This window comes from Fictibacillus aquaticus (assembly GCF_002245695.1).
GTDB classification, from domain to species: domain Bacteria; phylum Bacillota; class Bacilli; order Bacillales; family Fictibacillaceae; genus Fictibacillus; species Fictibacillus aquaticus.
Map to the genome: position 1 here is coordinate 135,237 of NZ_NOII01000003.1, position 26,244 is coordinate 161,480.

General features: G+C 44.0%; 21 protein-coding genes. 14 read left to right on the top strand and 7 right to left on the bottom strand.

Features of this window, described 5'->3' with window-relative positions; all coding sequences use genetic code 11:
• The first annotated feature begins 74 nt into the window (after positions 1 to 74).
• Both CGZ90_RS11145 and CGZ90_RS11150 read left to right on the top strand, forming a co-directional pair.
• Positions 75 to 1,250 carry an NAD(P)/FAD-dependent oxidoreductase gene (locus tag CGZ90_RS11145; RefSeq protein WP_240515416.1) on the top strand — a complete coding sequence of 392 codons (1,176 nt, stop codon included), beginning with the start codon at positions 75 to 77 and terminating at the stop codon, positions 1,248 to 1,250.
• 26 nt (positions 1,251 to 1,276) lie between these two features.
• Positions 1,277 to 2,137: an RNA polymerase sigma-70 factor gene (locus tag CGZ90_RS11150; protein WP_094252585.1), complete on the top strand. Its 861-nt coding sequence runs from the start codon at positions 1,277 to 1,279 to the stop codon at positions 2,135 to 2,137.
• A 290-nt stretch (positions 2,138 to 2,427) separates the two neighbouring features.
• Here the strand turns inward: CGZ90_RS11150 and CGZ90_RS11155 are convergent, their stop codons facing one another.
• Complete coding sequence (locus CGZ90_RS11155) at positions 2,428 to 4,041, bottom strand: serine hydrolase domain-containing protein (protein WP_165766835.1); 1,614 nt, start codon at positions 4,039 to 4,041, stop codon at positions 2,428 to 2,430.
• Between the two features lie 152 nt (positions 4,042 to 4,193).
• On the opposite strand from CGZ90_RS11155, the gene CGZ90_RS11160 reads away from it, so the two are divergent.
• From CGZ90_RS11160 to ypfJ, 5 genes are all read left to right on the top strand, one after another.
• Positions 4,194 to 5,795 (top strand): sigma-54 interaction domain-containing protein, encoded by a 1,602-nt coding sequence (locus CGZ90_RS11160; protein ID WP_094252587.1) that lies wholly within the window; start codon positions 4,194 to 4,196, stop codon positions 5,793 to 5,795.
• A 140-nt stretch (positions 5,796 to 5,935) separates the two neighbouring features.
• The gene (locus CGZ90_RS11165) at positions 5,936 to 7,084 is read left to right on the top strand and encodes an iron-containing alcohol dehydrogenase (protein ID WP_094252588.1); all 1,149 of its coding nucleotides are present in this window, start codon (positions 5,936 to 5,938) and stop codon (positions 7,082 to 7,084) included.
• A gap of 17 nt (positions 7,085 to 7,101) precedes the next feature.
• Positions 7,102 to 8,496, top strand: coding sequence for a hypothetical protein (locus CGZ90_RS11170; RefSeq protein WP_094252589.1), 1,395 nt, complete (start codon positions 7,102 to 7,104; stop codon positions 8,494 to 8,496).
• Between the two features lie 15 nt (positions 8,497 to 8,511).
• Positions 8,512 to 9,930 (top strand): NAD-dependent succinate-semialdehyde dehydrogenase, encoded by a 1,419-nt coding sequence (locus CGZ90_RS11175; RefSeq protein ID WP_094252590.1) that lies wholly within the window; start codon positions 8,512 to 8,514, stop codon positions 9,928 to 9,930.
• Positions 9,931 to 10,054: 124 nt separating this feature from the next.
• Entirely contained in the window at positions 10,055 to 10,903 is an 849-nt protein-coding gene (gene ypfJ / locus CGZ90_RS11180; protein WP_094252591.1) for a KPN_02809 family neutral zinc metallopeptidase, read from the top strand.
• On the opposite strand, the gene CGZ90_RS11185 is transcribed toward ypfJ, so the two are convergent.
• The gene (locus CGZ90_RS11185; RefSeq protein WP_094252592.1) at positions 10,900 to 11,592 is read right to left on the bottom strand and encodes a DUF421 domain-containing protein; all 693 of its coding nucleotides are present in this window, start codon (positions 11,590 to 11,592) and stop codon (positions 10,900 to 10,902) included. The two genes, ypfJ and CGZ90_RS11185, sit on opposite strands and share 4 nt — an antisense overlap.
• A gap of 99 nt (positions 11,593 to 11,691) precedes the next feature.
• Entirely contained in the window at positions 11,692 to 13,185 is a 1,494-nt protein-coding gene (locus CGZ90_RS11190) for a peptide MFS transporter (RefSeq protein ID WP_094252593.1), read from the bottom strand.
• Between the two features lie 229 nt (positions 13,186 to 13,414).
• Here CGZ90_RS11190 and rlmN point away from each other — a divergent pair, with 229 nt between their 5' ends.
• Positions 13,415 to 14,482 (top strand): dual-specificity RNA methyltransferase RlmN, encoded by a 1,068-nt coding sequence (gene rlmN / locus CGZ90_RS11195; protein ID WP_094252594.1) that lies wholly within the window; start codon positions 13,415 to 13,417, stop codon positions 14,480 to 14,482.
• 154 nt (positions 14,483 to 14,636) lie between these two features.
• Here the strand turns inward: rlmN and CGZ90_RS11200 are convergent, their stop codons facing one another.
• Positions 14,637 to 14,846 (bottom strand): DUF5316 family protein, encoded by a 210-nt coding sequence (locus CGZ90_RS11200; protein WP_094252595.1) that lies wholly within the window; start codon positions 14,844 to 14,846, stop codon positions 14,637 to 14,639.
• Positions 14,847 to 15,000: 154 nt separating this feature from the next.
• Here CGZ90_RS11200 and CGZ90_RS11205 point away from each other — a divergent pair, with 154 nt between their 5' ends.
• The 6 genes from CGZ90_RS11205 to CGZ90_RS11230 all read left to right on the top strand — a co-directional run bounded on the left by CGZ90_RS11205 (position 15,001) and on the right by CGZ90_RS11230 (position 20,989).
• A complete protein-coding gene (locus CGZ90_RS11205; protein WP_094252596.1) occupies positions 15,001 to 15,885 on the top strand; it encodes a TetR/AcrR family transcriptional regulator in 885 nt (294 codons plus the stop codon).
• A gap of 12 nt (positions 15,886 to 15,897) precedes the next feature.
• Positions 15,898 to 17,505: an MDR family MFS transporter gene (locus tag CGZ90_RS11210; protein WP_094252597.1), complete on the top strand. Its 1,608-nt coding sequence runs from the start codon at positions 15,898 to 15,900 to the stop codon at positions 17,503 to 17,505.
• A 101-nt stretch (positions 17,506 to 17,606) separates the two neighbouring features.
• Complete coding sequence (locus tag CGZ90_RS11215) at positions 17,607 to 18,524, top strand: DoxX-like family protein (RefSeq protein ID WP_094252598.1); 918 nt, start codon at positions 17,607 to 17,609, stop codon at positions 18,522 to 18,524.
• On the top strand, positions 18,521 to 19,132 hold the full coding sequence (locus CGZ90_RS11220; protein WP_094252599.1) for a DUF4166 domain-containing protein: 612 nt from the start codon (positions 18,521 to 18,523) through the stop codon (positions 19,130 to 19,132). The genes CGZ90_RS11215 and CGZ90_RS11220 overlap by 4 nt, the downstream gene beginning before the upstream one ends.
• Entirely contained in the window at positions 19,101 to 20,684 is a 1,584-nt protein-coding gene (locus CGZ90_RS11225; RefSeq protein ID WP_094252600.1) for a YndJ family protein, read from the top strand. The genes CGZ90_RS11220 and CGZ90_RS11225 overlap by 32 nt, the downstream gene beginning before the upstream one ends.
• A gap of 14 nt (positions 20,685 to 20,698) precedes the next feature.
• Complete coding sequence (locus CGZ90_RS11230) at positions 20,699 to 20,989, top strand: hypothetical protein (protein WP_094252601.1); 291 nt, start codon at positions 20,699 to 20,701, stop codon at positions 20,987 to 20,989.
• Between the two features lie 518 nt (positions 20,990 to 21,507).
• Here the strand turns inward: CGZ90_RS11230 and CGZ90_RS11235 are convergent.
• The 3 genes from CGZ90_RS11235 to CGZ90_RS11245 all read right to left on the bottom strand — a co-directional run bounded on the left by CGZ90_RS11235 (position 21,508) and on the right by CGZ90_RS11245 (position 26,232).
• On the bottom strand, positions 21,508 to 22,179 hold the full coding sequence (locus CGZ90_RS11235; protein WP_094252602.1) for a 5'-methylthioadenosine/S-adenosylhomocysteine nucleosidase family protein: 672 nt from the start codon (positions 22,177 to 22,179) through the stop codon (positions 21,508 to 21,510).
• Between the two features lie 410 nt (positions 22,180 to 22,589).
• Positions 22,590 to 24,185 carry a glycosyl hydrolase family 28-related protein gene (locus tag CGZ90_RS11240; protein WP_094252603.1) on the bottom strand — a complete coding sequence of 532 codons (1,596 nt, stop codon included), beginning with the start codon at positions 24,183 to 24,185 and terminating at the stop codon, positions 22,590 to 22,592.
• 526 nt (positions 24,186 to 24,711) lie between these two features.
• Entirely contained in the window at positions 24,712 to 26,232 is a 1,521-nt protein-coding gene (locus CGZ90_RS11245) for a UDP-N-acetylmuramoyl-L-alanyl-D-glutamate--2,6-diaminopimelate ligase (RefSeq protein ID WP_094252604.1), read from the bottom strand.
• Positions 26,233 to 26,244 lie beyond the last annotated feature (12 nt).

The following is a 26,244-nucleotide window of genomic DNA, read 5'->3' on the forward strand; positions in this document are numbered from 1 at the left end:
AGGAATGAAGTGCTGTCACAAAACAACGCTCTATCTCGTTTTATTTACAAACAGATAGAGGAGCGATGGAAATAATGGAGAAAACATGTGTTATTGTAGGCGGCGGCTATGCCGGCATCCATGCGGTTAAAGCGGTGCAGAAGGCTTTTAAAGGGAGAGCAATCAAGATTGTTTTGATTGATAAAAATTCTTACCATGTCCGGAAGGTGCTTCTTTTTAAGCCTGCTGTTAAAGATGAGGATATTAAAATTCCTTTTAGCGAAATCTTTCCTGAAGGTGTGGATATTATTCAAGCGTGCGTTCAGTCACTTTTTTCGGAAAATAAAATGCTGCGGTGCTTAGATTCAGCAGGAGAAACCTTTGATATCCACTATGACTATCTAGTGCTAGCTGCAGGCAGTGTCGTTCGCGAGCCAGAGACTGATCGTGGGGGAATTGCGCTTAGTGGAATTGATGCAGCTCAGCAAATCAACAAAGCTTGGCGAGCTAACCTAAAAGCTGCCGTGACAGAAACCGATAAGCAGAAAAAGCAGAGTCTACTGTCTATCTCAGTGGCTGGTGCTGGGCTGAGCGGTATCGAAACAGCAGCAGAGCTCGCTTATAGCATTCGTGCTTACGCAAAAGAGCTTGGACTAGAAGAACGTGAAGTGAATATATATTTGATGAACGCTCAAAATAGGCTGTTTTTAGATGGACCATCAAGTGTTGGGGATAAGCTTGAACGAGATTTGAAAGAAGCTGGTGTAAAGGTTTGCCATAACAGCAGGGTACTGCGGGCGTCAGGTGGAAAGGTGCAGCTAGAAAACGGAAATGAAATGTTAAGTGATCTATGTGTGTGGACACTTGGTCTGCAGCCAAACCCGATGCTGCAGCAGATGAACGTTCCATTGAACGCGGACGGTAAAGTGATCGTCGATTCAAGCTACAGAGTGAAGGGGTTGCCTAGCGTGTACAGCGTAGGTGACTGTGCGCATATTGTGGACGCTGTCAGCGGAAAGCCTGATAAGATGACGTGTAAAGAAGCGGGCGCACAAGCTGCAAGGCTTGGGCAGGTGATTTTAGCTGATATTAAAGGAATCAAGGCTCCTTTACACAAAAGTTATAGGGACACCTATTGCTGGAGTATCGGGCCGGATAAGGGGATGGGCTGGGTCTCGAAATGGGGATTGAACGTTATGATTACTGGAAAGCTTGGCTTGAAAATGAGGAAATTCACGTGGGACATAGCGAGTCTATTAAGAATCTATTAAGAAGCTGAGTGAGGGCAGGGGATGAAATGCACGACCTGTACGAGTCGTATCAACCATTGCTGTTTAAGATCGCTTATCAAATGACCGGCTCCATCAATGACGCAGAGGATGTTGTGCAAGATGTGTATTTGAAAATGTACGGTATGAAAAAACAAGTACAGGAGCCAAAAGCGTATTTATGCAGAATGGTGACGAATCACTGTTTGGACTTGTTAAAATCGGCGCGCAAACGGCGGGAGCACTATGTTGGGGAATGGCTGCCTGAACCGATCATGGTTTCAGACAACGAATTTTTTGATAGTGTCTATCAAGGCCAGCAATTGTCATACGCAATGCTCGTTTTGATGGAGAAGCTGTCACCTGCAGAACGAGCGGTGTACGTATTGCGTGAGGCGTTCGGTTTCGGATATAAAGAAATTGCTGAGTTAATGGAAAAAAGTGAGTCCAATTGCCGTAAGCTGTTCAGCCGGGCAAACGAAAAAATGGGCATTACAGAAGAACACGCTGTTTTGTTAGAAAAAGAAAGTGAAGCATGGGTCAGCCGGCTTCTCCATGCATTTGGGAATGGAAACATAGAGTCCGTCTTAGCGATATTATCTGAAGATGTTGTGCTCATATCAGATGGCGGAGGAAAAGCTGTTGCAGCGCTTCACCCGATCACATCGAGAGAGCGAGTTGCAAAGTTCCTTTTTGGCTTGTTAAAACAAATACCGCAATATGACGGGAACATTTCGTTTGAGGTGAAGAACATTAACGGTCAGGCTGGCATCGTCGTCCTATCTGATAGGGAGATCATTACGGCCATCCTGCTGCATACTTCAAATGACCGCATTCAAAACCTTTATTTTATCCGAAACCCAGATAAGCTGGCTAAAATGGGGCGCTAAAGATCTCCGGGGTCCGGTACCACAAACAAGAAAAAGCGGCTATTCCGCCGTTTTTCTCGTTTGGTACCGGACCCCGGTCTCGTTTTATACTAACGAACCTCTCTTTTTGCTCTCAACCATCTGAAAAGTTTATAAAGCCAAAATGCAGCAAAGCCCCCCATTACTAAACTATTAAAGACGGTTTTAAATGTATAAGATACGCTGTCTAGATTATTGATCACCATGATTAACATTATGACTACTAAAGCTAGTACGTTATTAATTTTATTATTCATGATTGTTGAATCCCATCAGTTGCTGCTCAGCAGTGACAACTCACTGGCTTGCTGTTTCGGATACCGCCAAGCGAAGACGAATTCCAGCGTAATCGTGCCGTTCACATCTGTAAAATTGATCACTCCATACTCTTGGGTCATGAACAAGTTCTTTGTGATAGGGCGGCAGGTCTGCTCTTTGTTATTGTGAACTTCTTTTAAGATTAAAGCTTCACCGTCGATTGAAATCTCGTACGATTCTTTTCCGCTGCCATAGACCCCAGTCCATTCTTCCCAATCCGATGGTTCAGGCTTATAGGTTGGCAGAAATTCTGGACATCCCTTGCTGTTGACCATGATGGTTTTTGAGCTTTGACCTGGGATCTGAGCAGGCAGTCCAACTGTAAAAGGCGTGTGGCCTTCAGCATCATGTGCAAAATAGGTGTCGCTGCTGTGGCGGACAAGCTTAAACTCCTGGTCGTTGTGCTTTAAAAAAACTTCCCCTTCACGTTTCTCAAGGTGGATAATTCCATAATAGCTGTGCAGATATGACCCTTCATACAATGCCCAGTCTGGTGTGCTGCCATCATCTGAGCTATCTTGGCGCGCACTCTCCACAGTTTCCCCTTTTAGAAGTTCGTCCACGATTTCATAGCCCGCTTGGAAAATGTTTTCGCCGTTTGCTAGTGCAATAACAGCGATTCCTTTTTCCGGAACTAGGATAAACTGGCTTGAATACTCATGGCTGTATTGCCCATAATGCCAGAAGCGGTCGATGCCGTCTTTGTTTTCCTGGAAAAACGTGATCCCGCACCCACCGTCTGTCGGCGTGTACCATTTGCTTTGCTGCGTTCTCATCTCTGCTACGGATTCCTCTGAGAGCAGCTGTTTGCCATCATACATACCGTCTTGAAGGTGCAGCATAGCGAACTTGCTGAGGTCTTCAATCGATGAAAACGCATAGTACGAGGGATAACAAGCTTTGTTATTGTACATCTGATGCTCGATGGCTCGATGTTCTCCGTCATTTGCAGGACCGTGTGGCAGCGCCAGCGGATACGTCATTGCTTTTAGCGGATCGTATGTTGTCTGGTTCATTTGCAGCGGTTTGAAAAGCAGCTCCTCCATGAGTGCAGCGAACGGCTTTTGTGTGACATGCTCAGCGACATAGCCTGCAATATTTAGAGAGTGGTTGCCATACGAATATGCCGTACCTGGGTGGAAATGAATGTGCACTGTCGGAACAGTTTCTTTCATGTAGCCTTCAAGGTCGGTTGTTATACCGTCACCGCCAGTCGGCAGTCCGGAAGAGTGCGACAGCAGCATGCGGATCGTGATCAGCTTAGAAAGCTCGGTGTCTGCAGTCGTGAACCATGGAACATAATGCTGAACAGGCTGATCGAGATCAATGAGTCCTTGTTCTACGAGCATCATGATAACAGTGCCAGTGAAAAGCTTGCTGACAGAGGCGATCCGGAAGAGAGTATTGGCCGATACAGGAGAACCCCAGCCTTCCGTATTTGTCATGCCGAATCCTTGTGAGAGGATCAGTTCATTATCTTTTATCACCGCAACAGCGGTGCCGGGTATATTGTTTGTTTTCATTGAGTCTTCAATGATGTTTTGGATATTGTCTATTAAATGTGACATGGCAGTTTCTCCCCTATAATTTCTTAATAACCTGTAATACATTCAATTAATGAAGGAGAATATCCTTTTGGCTATAGAGAGATTTGAAGAGTTTTAAATTAGAATCATGTAAAATGAGAGCATTATCACCTGCGCGGAAGGAGTTGTGGATTATGTTAAGTCTTACCGATACTGTACAGGATGCAATTTTGTTATTCTCGTCAATGGGCAAGGATGTTCTCGAAATTCATGACCAGAATGGCGAGGCTGCAGGCGAGTTTTCCTTATCTGATCTTCATAAAGCTATTCAGCAAGGGAAACTGAACGAATCTTTGAAAGATTTTTTACGTGATCAATCATCGAGTGAATCAATTCATAAAAATCTTTCTGTTAATGAGAATGAGTACTCGAAGCTCCTAGGAAATCACGTATTCTCTGAAATCATTAACTCTTTATATGATGGCGTTTATATCACGGATCATAACGGAATCACCGTTCAGGTGAATCACGCGTATGAACGGATAACAGGCATCAAAGCCGGTGAAGTGATAGGTCGCCACATGGATGAGCTTGTTAAAGCTGGTTTTATATCGAGATCTGTATCGGTTGAGGTTTTAAAAGAAAAAAGACCAATTACTAGAATGCAGACAATTAAAGATAAAAGAAAAATCATTGTGTCAGGAACGCCGATTTTTGGTAATAACCGAAACATTCTTTATGTCATTAACAGTGTTCGTGATATTACGGAACTGCTCCATTTAAAGCATGAAATAGAAGAATTGCAGGATTTGAAGAAGCTGAGGCAAAATGCGAGACAGATGCATGTAAACACGTACGACAGTATTCTAAATTCAACCATTATCAGCGATGAAACGCGAGAAGTATACGAGCTGGCTGAGCGTGTGGCTCAGACAGACGTTAAAGTATTGCTCCAAGGTGAAACAGGAGTAGGGAAAACGCTTGTCGCTAAGTTCATTCATCATAAAAGCAAACGAAAAGATGAAGCCTTTCTTGAACTGAACTGCGGTGCACTGCCGGCAAATTTAATTGAAGCTGAGTTATTTGGCTATGAAGCAGGAGCGTTTACAGGAGCTTCTTCTAAAGGGAAGAAAGGATTGCTAGAGCTTGCTCACCAGGGGACGCTGTTTTTGGATGAGATAGGAGACCTTCCGCTGGAACTACAGGTTAAGCTGTTAAAGGTAGTCGAGGAAAATAAATACATGCCGGTTGGCAGCACTGAAGTGAAATCAGTCGACGTTAGGATAATTGCTGCATCGCACAAAGATTTAGCGGAAATGGTGCAAAACGGATTATTTAGAGAAGATCTATACTACCGGCTGAGTGTAGTACCGATCACGCTTCCTCCTTTGCGCTCAAGAAGAAAAGAGATTATTCCATTCGTTCAGTATTATTTGAATGCATTCAATAAGAAATATCAATTCACAAAAGAGTTCTCAATTGAGGCGCTTGATGTGCTGACCGAATATACATGGCCAGGCAATATCAGAGAGCTGATAAATTTAGTAGAACGTCTAGTAGTCACGACAAATACGGACCAAATCGATGCAAAAGATCTTCCTGAAGGTGTGAAGACTCGCAGAAGTGAAAAAAATGAAGAAAGTACCTCTCTAAAAGATGCTGTTGAACACGTGGAGCGCCAGCTCATTACTAAAGCGTTAAAAAAATATAAAACGACTCGCAAGGCAGCAGAGGCACTGGATGTAAGCCAGTCCACCATCGTCCAAAAAATGAAAAGATGGGATAAAGTTGATTAAAAAACCAATCAAATGCAATCATTTGATTGGTTTTTTGTTCGTTCAATAATCGTCATCACCTTATTTTTGCTGTATTTTCTGAATTATTAGACTTGGCATGCTTTTTGCAAGACTAATAAGGAGAAAGGAGATTTGATATCATGACTATTTCTGAATTTAAAGTGGCAAACAAACTGATTACAGGTGAAGGTGCAACAGAAAAGCTGTATGAGGAAGCTTTGCGTCTGCATATGAAAAATCCTTTAATCGTAACTGACACCATTCTGCTGGAAATCGGTGTGGTTGATCAAATTAAAGAAAAATTGAAAGGGTTTTCACATGGTGTGTACAGCGGAGTTAAACCAGAGCCTGAAATCGTTCTCGTTGAGGAGTGCCGCTCTGTCTTTATAGAAGGAAACCATGACAGCGTAATTGCCGTAGGCGGCGGAAGTGCAATCGATATTGCTAAAAGTGTTTCGGTTTATGTGAAGCACCTAGGCAATATCGAGGATTTGTTTGAAAGCAACGCTGTACTAGAAAAAGGAGTGCCGGTTATTGCCATCCCTACAACGGCAGGAACAGGCTCTGAAGTAACAAATATTGCTATTTTATCAGATAAAGAGGCACAGCTGAAAAGGGGAATTGTCAGCAACTACCTTTTGCCTGATGTGGCGATTGTTGCTCCGGAGATGACGCTGACGATGCCAAAGGGCGTTACAGCAGCGAGCGGAATTGATGCTCTTGTCCATGCTATTGAGGCATATATTTCAACAAATTCTTCTCCTATAACTGACAATCTCGCATTAGGGGCGATGAAGCTGATTGCTGTGAATTTGCCAATAGCCTATCAAGAGCCAAACAATATGAAGGCTAGAGAAAATATGGCGACTGCGAGCCTGATGGCCGGTATGGCTTTCGGAAATGCTGGGGTTGCGGCGGTACATGCTCTTGCTTATCCGCTCGGCGGAAGATTTCAAATCGCTCACGGAGTTAGCAATGCCCTGCTTCTTCCATACGTTATGGATTGGAACAAAACCAGCTGTTTGGATCGGTTCCGTAATATTGCGGAGGCACTGGGTGAAAGTGTATCAAACCTTTCTGACCGTGAATCAGCCGACCGTGCAGTTGATGCGATGCGCCGCCTTTGCGAAACAGTTGATATTCCAAAAGGGATGCGGCATTTTAATGTGCCAGAGGAAGTGATTCCATCTATGGCAGAAGATGCGTTTAAAATTGACCGTCTCTTAAAGAATAATCCTCGGGTTTTATCTGTTCAGGAAATTGAAGAAATCTATCGATCAGCTTATTAGAAGAAGAGGAGGTTTTTATGATGTGGAAAAACCGTATTGATGGCGAAGAATCACCTTATATTCCGATGGGGCCATTTAAATTAAGACTGCCATTTGTTCACTATAAGTTTGAGTGGCCAGATTATGCACAAGGATTGCTGATGTGTGCTGTCGACCTTGCTGCGATACCATTGATGATTGAGCTTCTCGGAATGCCTTTTGAAGTAGCGTTAGCTGTCGTCATGCTCAATGGACTGCTGTATCTAGCGCACCACTTGCTTGGAGACCCTGTAGTCCCAGGATGGATCACGCCAGCCATTCCGTTAATCATGGCCTATGTATCGCTGTTTCCGGAAGGGGCAGAAAGGGTACATGCTCTAGTGTCCTTTCAGCTGACTCTCGGCCTGGTATCCATATTGCTTGGTGCGACCGGCATGGCCCAGCGGGTTGTACGGCTTGTTCCTCCTGCTATTAAATCAGGTGTTATTTTAGGAGCGGGATTTGCTGCTGTTATTTCCGTATTTCAAGTAGGCGGACGCTTTGAAACATTTCCATGGTCGATTTCCATTGCAGTTGGAATTGCCTTTTACCTGTTGTTTTCTAGACATTTTAATAAAATTAAACAATTTAACCCTGCACTTCTATTTATTTCAAAGCTTGGTTTGTTTCCGATCATCCTTCTCGCTGTTTTCATTGCACCATTATTCGGCGAAGCAGCTTGGCCAAAAATTGAGTGGGGTATCAGCAAGCCGGATTTTGTGACACTTTGGAGCGATTATACGATCTTTGGGCTGGGAATGCCGCCGCTAGAGATGTTTATCTCTGCTCTTCCTACTGTTCTGGCAACCTATATTGTCTTGTTTGGCGATATTCTTCAGAGCAAGGCACTTGTTCAGGATGGCAATAAAGTGAGGCCGGATGAAAAGATTGATTATAATGCTAATCGCGCTCATTTAATTTTCGGCGGTCGTAATACGGCCATGAGTATATTAGGCCCTGATGTCACCATGTGCGGACCACTATGGGCTGCGATGCAGGTTGTCGTTGTTGAGCGGTTTAAAGAAGGGAAAAAAGCGATGAATTCTATTTTCAGCGGATCTGGTTCTTTCCGCTGGGGAACGAACACGGGATTATTGCTCCTGCCAATTGTCAGTCTTGTTAAGCCGATACTCGGAGTCGCCTTGGCATTAACCCTGCTAATCCAAGGGTATGTAAGCGTAAAGGTCGGGATACTCGAATCAAAAAGCCAGCGGGACTTGGGAATCGCAGGTGTAATGGGGGCAGTATTGGCTACAAAAGGAGCAGCATGGGGATTTGTTGTCGGCATTCTTCTTTGCCTGCTGATATATGGCAAGCAATTCTTCAAAGGGGAAGAAGATGGAACATTTACTTCTGAAAATAATGTAGAAAAATCCGCCAACAAGGCATCGTAATTAAAGGAGGAGACTATGCAAAACTACGGATTATATATAAATGGTGAGTGGACTGGACAAAATCTTGAGAAAATTGAAATTGCCAATCCAGCAACAAATGAAGTCATCGCCACTGTGCCAAGAGGAGGCCATCAAGAAGCTGTTCAAGCTGTAGACGCAGCCCAAGAGGCTTTCAAGGAATGGTCTCAACACTCAGCGTACGAGCGTGCCTCTGTTATTCAAAAATGGCACGATCTCATTGAAGAAAATAAAGATGAACTGGCAAAAACAATGACAATGGAACAAGGAAAGCCTCTGAAGGAAGCAATCGGTGAAATGAGCTATGCAAATGGCTTCTTTTCCTGGTATGCGGAAGAGGCTAAAAGAATTTATGGTGAAACAATCCCTGCTACACAGCGCAATAAGCGTCTGTTTGTCCAGAAGCAGCCTGTCGGAGTTGTAGCAGCGATCACACCATGGAATTTTCCTGCAGCTATGATCACAAGAAAAGTCGGACCAGCACTTGCTGCAGGCTGTACCGTGGTTATTAAGCCCGCCAACCTAACGCCTTTAACCGCTATAAAAATGGTGGAATTAGCAGCAGATGCCGGCATTCCAAAAGGAGTTGTCAATCTCGTTACGGGAGACTCTAAAGCTATTGGACAAGCCTGGCTGGAAGACGACCGTGTACGAAAGCTTACGTTCACCGGATCAACGGAGGTAGGAAAAGAATTAATGAGAGGTTCTGCTGATACTGTAAAGAAAATATCGATGGAGCTTGGAGGCCATGCGCCTGTTATCGTATTGGATGATGCGAACCTAGACAAAGCGGTAGAAGGTGTCATTAACTCGAAATTCCGCAATGCTGGGCAAACGTGCATCTGCTCTAACAGAATTTATGTCCATGATACGATTTATGAGCAGTTTCTTGAAAAACTCGTACCTAAAGTAAAAGAACTTAAAATGGGAAATGGATTGGACGAGGGTGTTGATATCGGCCCTCTAATCGATGAAGCTGCAGTAAAGAAAGTGAAAAAGCAAATCGATGACGCTGTACAAATGGGAGCCAAGATTGAAGCTGGCGGTGAGGTTAGAGATGGCTTATATATTGAACCTACAGTCTTATCTAATGTTCACGATGAAATGAGCTGTATGATTGAAGAGACATTCGGTCCTTTGGCTCCTGTTACTTCTTTTTCAACCGTTGAGGAAGTCATCAATCGTGCAAACAATTCTATCTTTGGCCTGGCAGCTTATGTCTTTACGGAGAACATTTCCCGCGGCATCAAGGTGACAGATGCGCTCGAATACGGCATTATCGGTTTAAATGATGGTCTGCCTTCCACACCGCAGGCGCCATTTGGAGGATTTAAACAAAGTGGCATCGGACGTGAAGGCGGACATTACGGAATTGAGGATTATTTAGAAGTGAAATATATTTCTTTAGGTTTATAAGTTGGGCAGTTATCAAGCGGAGTGAAAATGGGCTCGCAGAACATAAACTTCTGCAAGCCCTATTTATTTCCTCTCATTCTAGGGTATACCTCTAATACACCAATTTACTGTAGGAGGATATCGTATGAAGTGGAGAGGAAGACAGGGAAGCCGGAATGTTGAGGACCGCCGTGGTATGGGCGGAGGCGGGAAGCTGATCGCGGGCGGCGGTGTCGGCGGGATTATAATTCTGCTGATCGTAACGCTTTTAGGCGGTAACCCTACGGAAATATTGAATCAAATGGGTCCTGAGCAGAACAACAGCGGTACGTATGAAGAATCGGCTGAGGAAAAGGAGCTTTCTCAGTTTGTTTCGGTTGTATTGGCCGATACGGAAAAAGTGTGGGCAGAGCAGTTTAAGAAGGAAGGCATGACGTATAAGGAGCCGACGCTCGTGCTTTATACAGACAGTGTTCAGTCGGCGTGCGGGACCGCGGGGTCATCTGTAGGGCCTTTTTATTGTCCAGGTGATCAGAAGCTTTATATCGATCTTAGCTTTTATGATGAGCTGCAGCGTGAGTTTAAGGCACCGGGCGATTTTGCGATGGCGTATGTGATCGCGCATGAGGTCGGCCACCATGTTCAGACATTGCTCGGTACAACTGAGAAGCTTGGACCGCTGCGTCAGCGTTTAAGTGAAAAGGAATACAACAAGTATCAGGTCCGTTTCGAGCTGCAGGCGGATTATTATGCTGGTGTATGGGCGCACCATGCGCAAGGAATGGACCTCTTAGAGAAGGGCGATTTAGAAGAAGCATTGACCGCAGCGAGTGCAGTAGGCGATGATACGATTCAAAAAAGGTCACAAGGCTATGCGGTGCCGGATAGCTTCACGCACGGCACGTCTGAGCAGAGGATGCAATGGTTTAAGAAAGGCTTTGACAGCGGCACGATCAAGGGCGGCAATACGTTTAAAGGAACGCCGCTAAATTAAACCCGCTTTTTGTCGTTGTAAAGATCAATGACAAGACGCCCGCTTGAGCTGACGACAGCATAGAACACATCGTCAAGAGAGTGTCCGCGGCTGTTGATCTCATGTATCAGCCAGCCATACGTATGCGTATGGCTGAAATTTTTCTCGATGATTCTGCCGTCCATAATCAGTTCACGCGGCAGTGACTGGTTTGGGGTCTCCGGCAGATGCAGGTCGCTTTTCGTAACGCTTTTATACCGGTCTTTTTTCATAATAGAAAGGTTGCCGCTGATTTCGAGCATGGCATATTCCACTTCTTCAATGTCAAAAATACCTGATTCACGGAGCTGCTGATTCAGGTCGTCGAGAGAATAGTGAATTTTTTTCATGTTGTGCTCTAGGATCTCTCCTTTTTCGATCAATACGGTTGGCGAGCCGGATAGCCATTTGCGCAGCGGTCGGCTGTGCATCGACACATACGAGATGAGGAAGTAGAGAAGAGACAGCATGACGAACGACATCAGCATCGGCCAGAACGAAATCCGCATGTTGAATCCCATGTTCGCCACGAGCGAACCGATCGTGATAGACAGGGCGAAATTGAAGTAGTTTTTATTCGAATTGATCTGTTTCCCGATAAAGTATGTAAGAAGCAGGAGCAGCAAGTACGAGACAGCTGTCCGTGCTCCAGATTGCAGAAGCTGTTCCATCAGGATCATCCTCTTAAAAAGGTTTTGCTGTTAGTATGAGCAGAGAACATAAAAATCCTCCTGCAAAATGAATTGCAGGAGGATTTTTTGTGGATATTTTTATTTAATACCTTTCATGAACACCTGGATTCTAGGCGCTAGCATGAATAGGAATAAGCTCAATACGATTGCTGCTACACCGATGACACCGAAGTACATCATTTCGTTTTCTGGATTGTAGAAGCGTACAAGCTGTGCGTTGATTGCCTGTGCTGCGGCACTGGACAAGAACCATAAGCTCATTGTCTGTGCAGAGAACGCTGCAGGCGCAAGCTTAGTTGTTGCAGATAGTCCTACTGGTGATAATAGAAGCTCACCGAGTACGACGATAAAGTAGCTCAGTACAAGCCATAGCGGGTTAACTAGTGTATCTGTTCCGCCAAAGTAAGCTGGAAGCAGGATTACTAGGAACGAAAGGCCGGCAAACAGAAGTGCTAGTGAGAACTTCTGCGGTACTGATGGCTGACGGTTGCCCATCTTCACCCACATCCAAGCGAATACTGGCGCTAGGACGATGATGAATAGCGGGTTCAATGACTGGAACCAAGCTGGTGCAATTTCAATACCTGCAAAAGTAAGGTCAGTACGCTTGTCCGCATAGCTTGCAAGGATAGTTGAACCTTGCTCCTGAATTGCCCAGAACATCACAGATGCGATGAAAAGCGGAATGTACGCGATAAGGCGTGAACGCTCAACATCTGTCGTTTTCTTGCTCTTGTACATGATGATGAAGTATAGTGTTGGGATCGTGATACCGAAAATCCCGACAAGGTTAATAAATACATTAAGCGTGAACATGCCGTTTGGAATCGTGATTCCTAGGATAACAGCTAACAGAACTGTAACTGCAGCGATGATTCCAGTGTACTTCTTCTTTTCAGCAGAAGAAAGCGGGTTTGGAACGTATGTCCCAGCAAGTCCAAGGTTCTTTTTCTTTGTTAAAACAAATACGATCAAACCTAAAAGCATACCAACTGCAGCGATTGCGAAGCCTGCATGGAAGCCTACATCCTTTTGAACTTTACCGATGATAAGCGGTGAAAGGAATGCACCAAGGTTGATACCCATGTAGAAAATGCTGAATCCTGCATCGCGGCGAGTGTCTTGCGGGCTGTACATATCCCCAACAACGCTCGATACGTTCGGCTTAAGCATACCTGTACCGATAACGATGAACGCCATTGAGATGAACAGCATCGTTACGTTTCCAGGAAGTGATAACGCGATATGACCAAGCATGATCAAGATACCGCCATAGAACAAGGCTCTCGATGTACCGAATACCCGGTCAGCGAGCCAGCCGCCGATTACACCAGACATGTAAACAAGTGATCCGTAAATCGACATGATTGCAAGTGCGGTCTTTTCGTCTAGGCCAAGTCCGCCCTTTGATACCTCGTAGTACATATAGTAAACAAGGATTGCGCGCATTCCGTAGTAGGAAAAGCGCTCCCAAAATTCGGTGAAGAATAATGTGAACAAACCTTTAGGATGTCCGAAAAAGCCTTTTTGCGGGACACTATCCACAATTTTCTGTTTATTCATAGTTGACATAATGTAACCTCCCCTATCCACAAATTATATTAACCGCAAATAATTTATATTGTCAAAACTTTTTGTGTGTTAATTGTTGGGAATTGTCGAATTTTCTTGTATTTTTGCGTATCAAAAATAGATTTTTTTGTTTAAAAAAGGTATAGTGATAGAAGCTTGCAACTGTTGATAATAATAGGTTTAGCGAGTGTTTTTTGAGCGAATTTCCATAGTGAAATGAGGGTTATGCATGAATAAGCCATCCATTTACGGATTAACGTCAAGCCAGCTGGAATCTTGGCTGCTTGAACGCGGACATAAGAAATTTAGAGCGTCCCAAGTGTGGGATTATTTATATAGAAAACGCGTGACTGCGTTTGAAGAGATGACCGATGTCAAATCTGAGTGTGTCGACCTTCTAGTTGAACATTTTTCGATTCAAACGCTTGAAGTGCACGTAAAGCAAGAATCAGCGGACGGAACGGTTAAGTTTCTGTTCAGGCTGCAGGACGGCAACTTGATCGAGACGGTGCTCATGCGCCATAAGTACGGTCTGTCCGTTTGTGTGACCACACAGGTCGGCTGCAATATCGGCTGCAGCTTCTGTGCGAGCGGATTGCTGGCTAAGACGCGCGACTTGTCGAGCGGTGAGATCGTCGAGCAAATCATGAACGTTCAGCATCACCTCGACAGCAAGGGTGAAAACGAGCGCGTCAGCCATATCGTTGTCATGGGAATCGGTGAGCCTTTTGATAACTTTGACAATATGGTCGATTTTATACACATCGTCACCGACTACAAAGGGCTGGCGATCGGTGCGCGTAAAATTACGGTATCGACAAGCGGCCTTGCGAACAAGATGAAAGAGTTCGCAGATACAGGATTGCAGGTTAATCTGGCGCTCTCGCTTCACGCACCGAATAATGAACTTCGTACGCGTATCATGAAGATCAACCGCGCGATTCCGATCGAGAAGCTCATGGAAGCTGTTGACTATTACATCGAAAAAACAAACAAACGCATCACGCTGGAATATATTCTGCTGCGAGATGTGAACGATCATGTTGAAGAAGCTGAGCAGTTAGCCGATCTTTTCGCTGATAAAGGCAAGAGTGTATATGTAAATTTGATCCCGTACAACCCGGTCGATGAGCACAGTCAATATCAGCGCAGTGATCAGGAAGATGTGCTCGCTTTTTATGATACCCTTAAAAAGCGCGGCATTAACTGCAAAATACGCCAAGAGCACGGCACGGATATCGATGCCGCTTGCGGACAGCTGAGAAGCAAGCAGATTAAGAAGGCGCAAGGGGAGTAAACCGGGGTGCCTCGAGGTGCTTTGCGGGCAAAAACTAAAATTTGCGGGCAAAAGTCGAATTTTGCGGGCAAAAATTAAGATTTACGGCTAAAAATAAAAATTTACGGACAAATAAAAGAGGCTCAACACCACAAGCGGTGTTGAGCCTCTTTTATTATGTTAAATACCAGATTAGTCCTGCAGCTCCAAACGAAAGGAATCCAACGAGCCCGCTGTACATTCCCATTTTGGTCCGAAATGCACGGTGATCTGCTGTTTCTGAGTGGTAATTAGCCCGCTGCTGTTCCCCGTTCGTCCATAATCCAATAAAGGTACCTGAAACAAGTATGGCAACCACCCCTGCTATTACAAAGAACCTTAACATACAGCTCAGCCCCCTATTCAAATGGATATATTTAACATAACCCACACTCAGGTATTTGGAAAGGTTTTCAAAAAAATAAGATTGACTGACTGGTCATAACCGCTATATACTAGCATATGTTGAGAATGACCAGTCGGTCAAAAGAGGTGAAGTAGTGAAAAACGCTAAACGAGTAGAGATTATAGAAAAAGCCATAGAAATGTTCGCCGAAAAAGGATTTCACGCCACGACAGTGCAGGAGATCGCCTCTGCACTTAAGATTTCAAAGGGTGGCTTTTATACGTATTTTCCGTCCAAAGATGAACTGATCATCGAGATTTTCGATTATTACAGCGAAAAGATGAAGTCTGGCATGCAGCAGGTGAGCACGGAGCTTCCGCCGCGCCAGAGGATGGAGCAGCAGCTCAAGGTACAGATGGAAAACTATATCGCGCATAAGCCGTTCATGCAGATGCATTTCCGTGAGCAGAATGCGTCGATTATTAAGGGCATCCAGCTTTTTATCCGCAAGAACTTTTTTGAAATGTCTAGATGGTATGAGAATTATTTTATCGAGATTTATGGACCAGATATACAGCCATACATGGGGGACATCATCACGATCTGTGAAGGAATGAAACAGTCCTTCGTCCGTGCGTTCATGTTCAATGAGGAAGAAGTGGATATGGAGCAATTCTCTGTTTACCTTATGGAGCGCTTTGATGATGTGATTTCTGGACTTCTTAAGACTGAGAAAGCTCCTGTTATCGATAAAAAAAAGTTCGATCAAAAGCTGAAGCCTTGGAGTGAGAAAGAACATAAAGAGGAAGAAGCGAAGGAAATTCTTAACACGATGAAAGAAAGGCTAGAAAAAGAAGTGCTGGAGGATGAAACGAGACAAGAGTTTATTCAGGTGCTCGACTTTATCCTGCAGGAAATAAAAAAAGAACAGCCGCAAAGGATGGTCATTCAAGGGATGCTGGCCAACTTAAAAGGCATAAAAGGAATTGAAACTGAGCGTGAACGCTTCGCGCAAATGATGAACGTTCAGCTTTTATAAGGAGAATACACAATGGAAACAACACAGAAGCAGCTCAACACTAAGCTGATTTTAGCCGGTCTGATCATCGGGATGTTTTTCAGTGCGCTCGAGCAGACGATTGTCGGTACAGCGATGCCGACGATCATCGCTGACTTAGACGGCTTTTCAATCTTTGCATGGGTCACAACGGCTTATTTGATCACCTCGACGACAGTCGTACCGATAGTCGGGAAGTTATCCGACTTATATGGAAGAAGAAAGCTTTATCTGCTTGGTAACATTATTTTTATCGCAGGTTCAGCGCTATGCGGAACTGCAACTTCAATGGAAGAACTCATCATTTATAGAGGGCTGCAGGGAATTGGCGGCGGTATGATCATGCCTCTTTCGCAGACGATCATCGGTGACATCTTCTCACCTGAGCAGCGTGCGAAATGGCAGGGTGTGTTTGGCGCAATATATGGTTTGAGCTCTGTTATCGGACCGTTCATCGGCGGTCTGATGGTCGATCACATCAGCTGGCATTGGATTTTCTTGATTAACGTACCGTTTGGCCTGATTTCTACAGCAATGATTGTTATCGGAATGAAAAATGAAACGATCCGGGCTGCAAAAGGTAAAGTAAACATCGATTATTTCGGGATTTTCACACTGATTCCGGCTGTTGTCCTTCTATTGTTAGGACTCACGTTCGGCGGCGACAAGTTCGAATGGAATTCATCAACTAGCTATCTGCTGTTCGGCGGATTTGCAGTCTTGATCGCTTTATTCTTGTTTATTGAAAAGCGTGCGGTGGAGCCGATTTTGAATCTGAATCTTTTTAAGAACAGAGTGTTTGCAACGACGAACGTTCTTGGCTTTTTGCTTGGATTAGGCATGTTCGGCGCGATCATGTTCGTGCCAATGTACATGCAGGGAATTCAAGGGGTGAGTCCGACAAAGGCGGGGTCTACCATGACGCCGATGATGGTTTCACTTATCTTGGCCTCCATCATTGGCGGACGATTGCTGCTGAAATTCCGTTTCAGAACGGTACTAACAGCAGGGATGGTCATCACATCAATTGGATTCTTCCTTATGAGCACGATGGGCGTAGACTCTAATGAATGGACAGCATACGGATTCATGGTTGTTCTAGGACTTGGAATGGGTCTTGTTATGCCGACATTGATGATTGCGGTGCAAAACGAGTTTCCGAAGTCGCAGCTTGGCGAGGTAACAGCCGCTTCGACGTTCTTCCGTTCTATAGGGGGAACAATCGGAATCACGATTCTTAACGCGGTAATGAATCACCAGCTTAACGATAAAATTAAGGATTCAGTGAACGGCGAGTCCAACCCGGTCGTAGCAGGCATTCTCGCGAAAATCGCAGAAAAAACAGATGCGATGTTCGGGATTTTAATTAAGCCGGATGCACTTAAGCTTCCTGCAGAAGTATCCGCACCTGTCATTGGAAATATTAAAGACGTTTGGGCGTCATCGTTCTCATCTGTTTTCTTGACTGGACTTATCTTCGTCGTGATTGGAATCGCGGTTGCTCTTTCTGTTGGGAAGAGCAGGATTGTGAGATCTGACAAGTCTGAGGAAAAGCAAGAACAGGCGATGACTGCCGTGGTAAAGCCAGCGGCGGCTGAATAAATAAAGAAGCTAACCTAGAGAAGGGGATTGCCCTTTAGGTTAGCTTTTTTTATTAGTTTTTTCAGATCAATCTTATGTTACCTTAATGATAGAGGTGTTTTATGAAAAATAAACCAATTTATGTAGAGATACCCATTAAAGCGGAAGTAGACGAAGTATGGGAAAAATCTCAGAACCCAGAGCTTCATGAGCAGTGGGATTTGCGTTTCACGTCCATCACCTATTTACCAAAGAAGAATGAAGAGGATCCGCAGTCTTTTTCATATGAAACCAGCATTGGATTCGGCTTAAAGGTAGCAGGATGGGGGAAAAGTGTTGGGACGCATGATAAAAGTGACGCTTCCAAAACGTCCTCGCTTCATTTCGGCACTGAACAAAAAATTTCACCGATATCTGAAGGGAAAGGCTATTGGAGATACATACCGAAAGAAAATGGAACAACTTTTTTGACGCAATATGACTATGAGACGCGTTATGGCTTTTTAGGTCGGCTTGCGGACGTCATTTTCCGTCCGATCATGGGCTGGGCGACGGCACTTAGTTTTGATGTGCTGAAACGATGGATTGAAAAAGGTGAGTCGCCGAGGAATCAATACATACGATTTTTCAGCAGTACGCTTATTTCGGTGCTCTTTTTCTTTATTTGGTTTTATCAGGGGCTTGTTCCTAAAATAATCGCCAAACATCCTGAAGAAGTGGCGATGCTGTCGAGCTTAGCTCCATTTAAAGGCGAAGCTGCAATTAATGCTGTTGTAGTAGTAGGAATACTGGAGATGATTTTCGGTGCCGTCTGGCTTTTTTATCGACAAAAAAGGCATCTGCATTTGCTGCAAATCATTGTGTTTCCGGCATTGACCGCCAGTGCTTTAATCGCAGCACCTGCTGTCGCATCACATCCGTTTAATCCGGTTACGTTTAATGCGGCTCTTTGGATTCTATCAATAATCGGCTTCATTTTGGCAAAAGACTTGCCAACAGCCGCCAGCTGCCGACGATCGAAAAAGAGTGATTCACAATGACCATTTACAAGACATTGTTAGGAAGCGATTTTTATAAGCTGCATCCAAATTTGCAGTCACGCTATGCTCTTCCAGTCGGAGAATCGTTTTATGGTAAGGGAACGATGCTTAGGATAAAAAATGGTGGGTCTTGGTTAAAGCCATTTCTGACGTTAGCTGCACGCTGGAAGTTTCTTTTTCCTGAAGCCGGGGAGAATGTTCCGTTTACGATTAAAAATACGTGCAGGCAGCTTCCTGATGGCAGGGATGAAGTGTATTGGGAACGGACCTTTTATTTTGAAAACAAAACACGCCATTTCAACGCGTTTATGACGATAGATTCCAAGCGAAATATAGTGCGGGATTATTTAGGGGAACCGAGTTTCTTTTATTCTGATTTGAAGTTTCAAGTCACATCTGAAGGGCGGCTACAAATTCGTTCCGGAGCCCAGCGGTTTGTAATCGGAAGTTTTGAAATTCCGATACCGCAATTTCTTGAGGGTGTCGTTGCAGTGGAGGAAGGTTACGACGATACGAGAGAGGTATTCACAATATCCGTGGACATTAGAAACCGTATCGCAGGAAGGTTGATGGCCTATGAAGGCGAATTTAAAGCGCATACTGTTTAGTCCGCTGACGGATATTGGGTGTCTGCTTTTTATTATTAGCAGTATATTTACTAGCGAACCCTATTTGCTTATGCTGACAGCGGCACAGCTAATCTTTGTTCCAATAATGCTTCAGCTGCTGACTGACATCAAAAGAATTCACATTATATTCATCGGATCGGGCATGATAGCAGTCAGTTTGATGCCGGTTGTTACTTCGGTTACTGGACAGATTATTCTTGCTCTCATTTATTTGATTTACACGTTGTTTGTGATGGTTTTGGGGCTGCTTCGGTTTTTTACTGTGAATCGTGCAAGCTGGAGCGACATTTCAATTAATGCAGGAATGATGTACTTATTTGTGGGCGGTTTATGGTATTTTGCATATATTGCGGGTATTGATACAGGTTTCAGCCCGCTGATTACGTGGCTGACCGCGATTCACTTTCATTATTCCGCTTTCTTGCTTCCAGTGTCGATTGGGTTCTTTGGTAGATTACATCATTCTGCTTCATATAAATATATCGTGACCATCATTTTAGCAGGACCGATGCTTGTGGCTGCAGGCATCACGTTCTCCAAGTGGCTTGAACTGGTTTCAGTTTTGCTTTACATAGCTGCGCTTTACACTTTGATCATCCTTGCTTTCCGGACGTCATTTTCCAGCCGGATGCAGGGTGCGCTCGTCCGTGTTTCGTATTCTGCGCTCGGCGTAACAATCCTGTTTTCTTTGCTGTATGCCGCAGGAAACTTGTTTGGGGAGTGGGCTATAAGCATTCACTTTATGCTCGCGTTTCATGGTTTGTTGAACTGTGTGGTATTTGGGCTGGCAGGAGTTGTTGGGTGGGCAATTGATACGCCGGAAAAAACGGAGTCAGAGTTGAATTTTCCTGTTAGCCGTATTCGAGGAAAGCTTAAAGGCGAAGGCAGCCAGAAACCAGGTCTAGTAAACAATCTGAATGTTTTTGTTGAAGCGAGCAGACTTCCGCAATCGATTGTTCATTTCTACGAACAGACAAGTGAATATCGATTATTTGCTTCTGTAAATTGGGCAGTATGGTTTAAGCCATTCGCCATTATTTACAAGCTGTTCAGCACGCAATGGCAGCAATTAAACTTGCCGCTTTCGAGTAAAGAAGTCGAGATGACAGGTGAAATTTTGTCTGTGGATTCTATGGTTGATGGACGGGAAGATCCCCGCGTTTGGATTCGAAAGGTAGATAACGAGACGGTATTTTCGGCGATTTACTCACAGCACGAAACAGACGGCAGACCGTACTTAAACATCGCGCTGCCGCTTCCATTTTCTACGATGATAGGAATACTGCAGCTGGAGGAGATTAATAGGTCTCTCGTTTTAAAAAGCGAGGGCGGGGGAGATGCTGGGATTTATCTGGCTGCTGGTAAAACGCTATTCAGGCTGCCGTTATCAGAGCATTTTATTATTGAAGAAACAGAAGAAGGATTGCTTGTGGCTATGCATAAAATGAAAGTGTTTGGTGTTCCGTTTTTGAGGATTGACTATCGCATTATACAAAAAGAGATGTCGGCCATTTCAAAACGATTTGATTAGGGGGAAATAGACGTATGATAAAAAAGTGGTTAACCAAGGAGAACCGTCCGCACCGTCTAAGCGAACTGATCAGTATGAGCATTTTATTTTTCCTTCTTCAGCTTTACATATTAAAGAAAGATATTCCCGGCGGCTGGATTGGTTTTATTGGTTATATTTTTACGGCGATCATCATCCTTATTGTTTTAGAATTTATTATGGCAGTGCTGTTAAAAGGAAGAGATAGAGAAGTTAAAAACAGCAGCTTTGTTTATAGCTTTGTGGCTATTGTTTTTATCATTATCGCTATTGATACAATCTCGTAAATTTATAGGGGAATTAAAGGATGTTAAAGCGATGGTTTAAGAGAGAAAAGTCTCCGCAACGCTTAAGCGGGCTGATTTGGCAGCAGTAATAATTTTAGTGACTGTATTAGAATTTATTTTTGCAAAGCTATTAAAAGGAAGAGACAGGGTAGTCAAAAACAGCAGCATTATTTACAGCATTGCTGTTATTACCTTTACACTTATTATTTTCACTATAATAACGGAATAAAACAAACCCGGAATTTACTAACGGGTTTACTTGTGAGGTCAATACGGTAAATCACAGACAAAATCACATATCAATTCACATTAATTTCACAGGACTATTCACAATGCAAAAAGGGCTTAGAGCACTTCCCGTCTCTAAGCCCTTTTTCATATTATCTTATTAAGCTAAAGCTACCCGTTAGTATAAGTACATTTTTTCACAATCTTGCTATTGAAAGTAAACAAAGGAGACTCCATTAAAAGAAAAGTTTTATCAACAATCACAATCGTTCTATTAACTTCAAATTTATTTATATAAATCTCCTTAAATATTCGCTAAATATTTTGTTCATAACTTTGGGAGTGTTTTCTAAATAAATATTAATTTGTTCAATGTTCGATTCGAATTTATCAGAGCTGCTTTCTTCTGTTGGAAAATCAGATATTCCTTTTATAATAATGCACTCAACATCATTCTTCTTACAGATATAAGCAATTGCACTCGCTTCTGTATCGGCTATTGTTATTTTGTTTTCTTTAAGTTCTAAATAGTCCTTCCACATAACTACTGCTTTATCAGCGGTGCCAATTGTTCCGGTATAAAAATCATTTCCATATTTTGATAGTTCAATATCGACTATGAAGGATTGTTTAATAAAAGGCTCAATTTCTTTTACTGTACAATCATATTGAACGGCTTTATCGGGTACAAAAATATCCAAATTACTGAATTTATCATCTATTCCTGCACATGTTCCAGCAACGATTACTTTAGTTAAATTAAATTTAGAAATCATATACTGATTACCACCAACACCATTAACTTTTCTTACACCGGTACTATAAAAAACAAGCTCAGTATCATTAATTGTTCTCATGAAATACTCGCCATAAGGATAACCGAAACGTTCGTTATCTTTTATGCTAAAGTATTCCAATGTCGCTTCATATTCCCACTTCGTAGCTATACTTATTCCTATCATTGACTTATCAGCCTACTTTTTTTAATTAAAGAACTTTATTATTCATTAACACCGACTTTTTGCAAACCCATAATTGTATAAGTTTTTTAAGTTAACCTGCCTCGTTAGTTTAAGTACATCTTTTCACAATTTCTACATTCATTTTAACATAAATATCCAAATACCTTGTAAAATGCCATACATTTCACTCGTTAAATCACAACAAAATCACAAATCCTCCAATAATTTTCCGTCATTGAGAAATGACCTGTGAATTGATGCGTGCTTTTTAAATTAAATTACAAAAAACATTGATATAACAAGAAAAATCGCACGGTAAATTTCAATGTGAAAATCAGTGCGATTTGCCTTGTTATTTACTTGTTTGTACCTCTGAAGTAAACCCGTTAGGAAATTACTCCGGGTTTGTTTTATGTAAAAGTCACTGATTTCCTCTCCAATCCTCTAACCGCATACACCTTATCAATCAGCAAGTCCTGCACGCCGTTACCGACGACGATGGTTTTCTTTGCTGATTCATCGGCCGTAACGTTCGTGATCCTGACAATATCGGCCTTGTTGTCACCGCCGAACACCTTAATGTCAGTATCGGCGCTTTTAAAATGGGTGATGTGAATGTTGTTTAACACTACATTACGTGCCCGGAACTGAACGGCGAGTACCGGACCCCCACTATAATCTTCGTAGTCAGGGTCACCGATCAAGGTGAAGTGGTTGATGACCACGTTTTTGTAGCCGGAGACGACCAGGCCGCGCGGTGCAGAGTCACTGTATAGTGAAGTCCGCAATGGAGCGACGGCGATGATGTTCGTCGCTTGGATGTTGTATGCTGTGAGCGACTCCGGATCGGCGGCGTGGTGGTGGCCGATATGCCGGAAGTTATATGACCGGTTATCGTTCACCGATAGATGACCGATGATATGAACGTTTGCTGCAGCGGCTGAATTGTGGTGCGCCTTGACCTCTATACCGCCGAAGCAGCGGGCTGATGAATTGTTCATGAGCCATACGTTTCGCGAGCCGTCATCGACTTCAAAACCGTTGGAGTTAGAAAAGCCGCTTTTGTGTGAACGGCCGCTAGGGTCGCACATGTGGCTGTTCGTGATCAGAATATTGTCGCTGTGATGAGTCGTGACCCCGTCATCACCGAACCCATAGCCAGTCAGGCTATCGAGCCATATATAGCTGCTGCCATAGCGGGCACGTGTGCCGTCGCCAAGGTACGTGTAATAGGCGGATGAAACATCAAAACAGTGAAGTCCCGGATTGATGGCTTCAACATTTTGCACCCAGCCGTACGTGACATGAGCGAGTGTAAGGCAGCTTGACTGGTTGTTGCCAGCCGCTGTTTTTGGAATGTTGCCGAGCCGCTCCACGTTCCAGTCCAACGACATGTTTCGGACGAGTATATTGCGGTTTCCTTTAATATAGCGGCTGTTAGTGACGAGCCGCCTTCCGATAGGGGCAGCGTCATGCAGTTTAAGAACGGTGATTCCTTTGCCTTCGCCTGAAAACGAAGTCCATGACGGCAGGCGGATTCCTTGTGTCACGTAAACGCCTGCAGGAACCGTCACATGAACACGGCCCGATCCGAGCGCTTTTTCAAAGGCTGCGGTATCATCAGTCACCCCATCCCCTTTGGCACCGTAATCCTTAACATTTACCTCTCGCGTCACTTCGGAAAAAAGAAGGTCATATTCGCTGTTGAGAATTGACATCCATTCAGGCTGAACCGATCCATCTTCCCCAATGATCGTATGAGAAGGCGTAAGGAGACGGTGTGAGGCTTTCTCCACAAAAAAACACTTCACCATGTTCTTTATCTTTTCAAAAAGAGAAAGACTAGGGATGGGTTTCATAATGGGCGTGTAATCGCGATTATAAATGTCCTGAAAAAGGCGCTCTGTCTCTTGAACAGCAGCGGCCGTGTTCAGGCCTTTCCATCCATATTCTGCAATCAGCTGCTGATTATCCAGCGGGTTGTGTTCTCGAGTCAACGTAAGCACGGCTGCACCTCTTTCTGGAGATTCTTGTTTTTACTTTTTAAAGTATTGTTTTAAAAGAAATTTCATCATCTGAGTTGCATCTTAGAGCAAATGATGCTGCTATTCTACGTTCGATTTTCAGCATACTTTTTCATTTAAACTTCTTGAGTCCATCACTGATAAAGTTGATCGGAGTGTAAGGTGCCGACTCCAGCGGGACGAGTGGGACAGGTGAGACCCTTTAGGGCGCGCAGCGGCAAAGGGGCTCACTTGTCCAGCAGAGAACGGCTAGCCCCTCGAGGTCAAAAGGGCAAGTGCCCAATAAGTCAAAGAGCGACTTACCGGTCCCTTTCCCTTTTGCTTGTCGGGGCTGAACGAGCCGTTTCTGCTTTTCGCCACGCCCCGCGGAAAGCTTGCGCCTGAAACGGAGATCAACCTCTTCTCTGAAAACTTTCATAGCTACGGGGTCTACCAAAGAAGCTTTACTGTATGAAAAAAAGCACTAAAATTTTAGCGCTTCTTTACGTTTTATGATGTAAAAAATTCGTTATGCCTCAACATAATCCCTTTCAAAATCTTCTCGATGCTGTTCAAAGTACTCTGCAATAATATCCTTATCAGAATGCGGGATTTTTTCTCCTTTTACAATCTGAGCACCGTTTATGCAGCCGCTCGTCAAGACGACCAGATCGCCTTCACGGCTGAGAGCAAGGGAGGATAAAACTCCTTCACGCCTTGTTGGTGCTCGATGAACATTGACTGCATGCTGATTCTTAAATCCGGTGATCACATGGCTGACGATTTCGTTCGGATCGTTAAATCCTGGGTGATCGACGGTAACGACAACTTCATCCGCATGTCCTTCTATTACTTCCGCCATTTTCGGCATCTTGTCCCGGTCTCTTATGCCGATCCCGGCAATCATCACGATCAGTCTTTTGTGCGGCAGTTTTTTCACCTGTGCTAACAGGTTTGTCAGCGCGACAGGTGTGTGTGCGTAGTCCAAAATAATGTTCCTGCTGCCGTACTGCTGCAGCACTTCGAATCTTCCTTCTGGCCCTTCAATTCTCGGAATCGCATATAAAATCGATGGCAGAGAATGGCCGAGCAGGACGGCGGTCCCGATCGCTGATAGCAGGTTCGCCACGTTATAATCTCCAAAAATCGGAGCTCGGACAATGTACGATTTGTTTTGAATCCTCAGCTCGAACGAAGTGCCTGTGCCGGACGTTCTCATGTTCATAGCGATGATGTCTGCTCCTGAATGCCTGTCCAGGCTGTATGTGATAACAGGTCCGGAAAAGCATTTAAGAATATCGCGTCCCATACCGCTGTCATCGATATTTACGACAGCCGTCTTTGCCTGCTGAAACAGCTTCAGCTTTGCTTTTTTATAGTTTTCAAACGTGTGATGAAATTCCAGGTGTTCCGGTGAAAGGTTTGTGTGTATCGCCACATCAAATGGTATCCCGGCAGTACGTTTCTGTTCAATGGCCACCGACGATACCTCCATGGCAGCGAGTCGGTCGCCGTGAGTATAAATTTTTTCGAATATGCCGTGAAGGTCAGGAGCTTCCGGAGTGGTCGGCGTTGTTTGCTGAAAATCCATCTTTCCTTTGGACGTTAAAACTCCGTTCGTTCCAATAAGAGTAGAAGGTGTACCGAGCTGATTCATGAGTGACCGGACGTAAGCTGTTACCGTCGTCTTGCCGTTTGTACCTGTTACTCCGACTGTTGTAATTTTTTCGTGAGCACGGCTGTGAAATTGAATAGAAAGCTGTGCTAAAAAATCCCGCGCGAATCTAACGATAACAAAAGTGATTTCGCTGTACTTAATGCTCAGCTGCTTTAAAATTTGTGCGTTCTCACCTGCGATCAGAACAGCGCCTTTTTCTATGGCCTGTTCAATATAATCATGTCCGTCATGATTTTCACCGCTCACACAAATAAAAGCAGACCCTTCAGCTGCTTTTCTGGAGTCGTATATAACGGAGGAAATGGCGACGTTGTCTTTTCCTATAATGTCTATTACTTCTGAGTTTTCAAGACTGCTGATACATATATTCATGGGTTTCTCCTT